At 62.9% G+C, this 3,490-nt stretch carries 4 protein-coding genes; 1 reads left to right on the plus strand and 3 read right to left on the minus strand.

All coding sequences use genetic code 11. The features are described from left to right. Positions 1-61 precede the first annotated feature (61 nt). Positions 62-484, minus strand: a complete 423-nt coding sequence (locus tag EN984_RS27175) for a helix-turn-helix domain-containing protein (protein WP_127268214.1) — start codon at positions 482-484, stop codon at positions 62-64. A gap of 95 nt (positions 485-579) precedes the next feature. Between EN984_RS27175 and EN984_RS27180 the strand changes: the two genes are divergently transcribed. Next, positions 580-1,308: an SDR family oxidoreductase gene (locus tag EN984_RS27180; protein WP_127268213.1), complete on the plus strand. Its 729-nt coding sequence runs from the start codon at positions 580-582 to the stop codon at positions 1,306-1,308. A 122-nt stretch (positions 1,309-1,430) separates the two neighbouring features. On the opposite strand, the gene EN984_RS27185 is transcribed toward EN984_RS27180, so the two are convergent. Together EN984_RS27185 and EN984_RS27190 are read right to left on the minus strand one after the other, a co-directional pair. Further along, positions 1,431-2,564, minus strand: coding sequence for a succinylglutamate desuccinylase/aspartoacylase family protein (locus EN984_RS27185; protein WP_164749006.1), 1,134 nt, complete (start codon positions 2,562-2,564; stop codon positions 1,431-1,433). Beyond that, a partial coding sequence (locus tag EN984_RS27190; protein WP_164765675.1) for an ABC transporter ATP-binding protein occupies positions 2,554-3,490 on the minus strand: 937 nt, incomplete at its 5' end. The genes EN984_RS27190 and EN984_RS27185, both read right to left, overlap by 11 nt.

The raw sequence follows: 3,490 nt of genomic DNA on the forward strand, positions 1-3,490 counted from the left end.
GTGCCGGGCCTGTATCAGGGTGTCGTCAGAGCAATAGAAGCCTGCCTGGCCGGGGACGTGATCAGTCTCGAACGCGGTCGTATTCGTCTTGCGCGCGCTCGAGTTCCGGCCCGTAGGTCATCGACCATTCGTAAAGCGCCTCGAACGGTTGCCGAAGGGAGTGGCCGAGCGAAGTGATCGTGTATTCGACACCGACCGGCGTCGTCGTCGTCAGCACTTCACGGCGAATGAGACCGTTACGTTCCAGACGCTTCAGCGCATCGGCGAGCGCCTTGTGCGTGATGCCGTCCAGGCGCCGCATGATCTCGTTGAATCTCGACGGCCTAGTGCACAGAACGGTCAGAATCAGGACCGACCACTTGTTGGCGATCTGCTCAAGTGCCGGCCGCGCCTTTTGCACATCTATCAACGCCTCGACGGACACGGGCTTAGGACGACGGGGTGGGCTGACCTTGACGGGCAAGTCTTCAGTCACGGCGGACATAGGTATACTCCTCGATATCTGCTCTAGTTGTAGTGCGTAATTGACCGTAGGTATAGAGCATATATCTTGAGCCATCACTTTTTGATGGAGTTCACATGAGCAGATTGGCAAACAAGATCGCACTGGTTGTCGGCGGTGCCGGCGGTATCGGCGGGGCAGTTTCACAAAGGTTCGCCAGTGAGGGAGCGCAGGTCTATGCGACCAGCCGCAAGGGTGCGGACGGCGCCTTGGAAGCGGCGGGCACCGGCAGCATCCGGACGGTCCTGGCGGATGCAAGCAACAGAGCGGATCTTGAACGTGTATTCGAGCAGATCAGATCGGAACGCGGGCGTATCGACGTGCTCATTGTGAATGCCGGCCTTTCCGAATACGCCCCGCTTGAAGATATTTCGGAGGATCATTTCGACAGGACATTCGGTCTGAATGTGCGCTCTCTGGTTTTCGCAGCACAAGGTGCCGTCAACCTCATGCAGCCAGGCGGAACGATCGTGTTGATCGGCTCTATCGCAGGCGACATCGGCACCAAAGGATATGGCGTCTACGGCGCCACCAAGGCCGCTGTCCGCTCGTTCACCCGCACCTGGGCCAACGAACTTGCTCCCAAAGGCATTCGTGTCAACGTCGTCAGCCCCGGCCCGACCGATACGGCGATGATGGCCGGGGCCTCGCAACAGATTCGAGACGCGCTTTCCAGCATGATCCCTCTCGGGCGCATGGGCCGGCCTGACGAGGTGGCCGCCGCGGTTGTTTTCCTCGCCAGCGACGAGAGCAGTTTCACAACCGGCGCAGAACTGGCCGTCGATGGCGGCATGGCCCAGGTGTGACGTGCGCCTTCGACCACTGAAACCTGGACGGCCGCCGTTGCGCTCATGCCGGTCGGTGTCTCGCAGTGACAGGCATGCATGTCGTTTTCTCGAAACCGGAGCAGCTTTCGAGCGACATGTTATCAATCCTCCAGAAGATAGCCCTTGCGATGGGAAAGCGGCTCGGTGCCGGCTACCTTGGCGATGACTTGGTTGGCCGCCACCAGCTTCTTCAGTCTGCGGGTGACGACCACGCCGTCAGTACGCGCATGGACGGTGATACGGGCATCGCCGCCAATCGCAGCGGGCGCGACGATGTCGGCGATCGGCTGTCCGGACGTGACCCGCTCGCCAAGTTCGACGCGGTAGACGATGACGCCGAACGCCGGCGTGCGCACCACGTCGCAGGCGTCGAAGCCTGTGACGTCGCAGAGCGGCGGCGCGGCGGGTGCTTGACCGGCGATATAGCCGCGGCGGCGCAGCACATTCAGCAGCGCCGACGCATCTGTCGCGGCCATCTCGTCGCCGATGTCGACGAAGCCGCGCAATTCGACCGTCGCTGCCATGCAGCCGACCGGTATCAGCTTGTCGGGATACGCCGCCGCGAGCTTCAACCACGGCTCGACGCTTGCTTCGGCAAAGGTCGAGCCGCCGGAGGCGCCCTGCGAAAACACGGCACGGCAGCCGAGTTCGCCCGAGATGTCCGACAGTTCCGCCGCGATCTCCGGCCGCACGAAAAGATGCATCAGCCCTTCGTCGTCGCAATGAAGATCGAGAACGAGATCAGAATCGAAGGCTTCGCGCGCCAGCACCGTATAGAGGGAATCAACCTGTTGCCTGACACAGCGTTCGTCGAGGATTGCGCGGATCGTCTCGCGGATCAGCGCCTTGTTGGCGTCGGCATCCCTTCCCAACAGGTTTCCGAGCCGGGCGATCAATTCGGGGGCAAGGTCAGGCCAGTTGCGGTTGAAGTTGCGGCCGCTGGCAAGGTCGTAACGGCCGAGATGGTCGCCATTGACGAACTGCGCCAGGCCGAGCGGGTTGGCGTAAGGCACGACGACGATCTGGCTCCGGATTTCGCCGCGCGCATCGGCGGCGTCCAACTGCTCGACCAGATGATGTGATACCAGAAGGCCGGGCGCCTCGTCGGCGTGAAGTGCCGCGTGGATGTAGGCCTTGGGACGGGCGGCGGCGGCACCGTAGCGTATGATGCGCACACTGTGGCGGCTGCCCGGCGTGCCGTTGGAGAGAGGAATATCGAGGATTTCACGAGACATTGACGGCTCCGGCGAGCGCCCGTTCCGACAACGGGAAGTGGCAATTGAAGACATGGCGGGGGTCTTCGCGGTCGGTTGTCCGGGACGGGAATGCGCTTTTGCAGATGTCCTGCGCATAGCGGCAGCGCGTGTGGAACTCGCAGCCGGGAGGGCGCGTCATCAGGCTCGGCACTTCGCCGCTGAGCTCGATCCGGTCGAGCGCGGCGTCGGGATCGGGTTCCGGATTGGCCGACAGCAGCGCCTCCGTATAGGGGTGGCAAGGCTGCTCGAATATACGGTCGGTCGAGCCGACCTCGATGAAGCGGCCGAGATACATGATCGCCATGCGGTCGGTCATGTGGCGCACGACATTGAGATTGTGCGTGATGATGAGGATGGCGATGCCCAACTCCTGCTGCAAACGCCCAAGTAGGTTGAGAACTTCGCCCTGGACGGACACGTCCAGCCCCGCCGTCGGTTCGTCGGCGATAATAAGATCGGGCGCCAGCGCCAGCGCCCGCGCCACGCCCACCCGGCGCGCCTGGCCGCCGGAAAGCTGGTGGGGATATCGCCGCCCGAAATCCGCGGGCAGCCCAACCATCTTTAGCAGGCGCTCCACCTCGGCCGCTGGATCGCGGATGGTGATGCCGTGGATACGGAACGGCTCGATCAGCAGAGAGCGGACAGTGAGCCGCGGCGACAGCGATCCGACCGGATCCTGAAACATCATCGCCATGCGCCGAAGATGCAGCTTGCGATCCGCCGGGGCAAGACCGTTCAGCACCTGGCCGTCGAAACGTATGGAGCCGCTCGTCGGTGGACGCAGCCCCATGATGGCACGGGCAATGGTGGACTTGCCCGAACCGCTCTCGCCGACGAGACCGAGTGTCTCGCCCCTGCGGATCTCGAAAGACACTCCGCAGACGGCATCGACGAACGGGTTCTTC

Source organism: Mesorhizobium sp. M7A.F.Ca.CA.004.12.1.1 (genome assembly GCF_003997835.1).
Taxonomy (GTDB): Bacteria; Pseudomonadota; Alphaproteobacteria; order Rhizobiales; family Rhizobiaceae; genus Mesorhizobium.

Bases quoted from the DNA above. Each gene is read 5' to 3' on its own strand.
- EN984_RS27175 (WP_127268214.1), bottom strand. From the start codon at position 484: ATGTCCGCCGTGACTGAAGACTTGCCCGTCAAGGTCAGCCCACCCCGT.
- EN984_RS27180 (WP_127268213.1), top strand. From the start codon at position 580: ATGAGCAGATTGGCAAACAAGATCGCACTGGTTGTCGGCGGTGCCGGC.
- EN984_RS27185 (WP_164749006.1), bottom strand. From the start codon at position 2,564: ATGTCTCGTGAAATCCTCGATATTCCTCTCTCCAACGGCACGCCGGGC.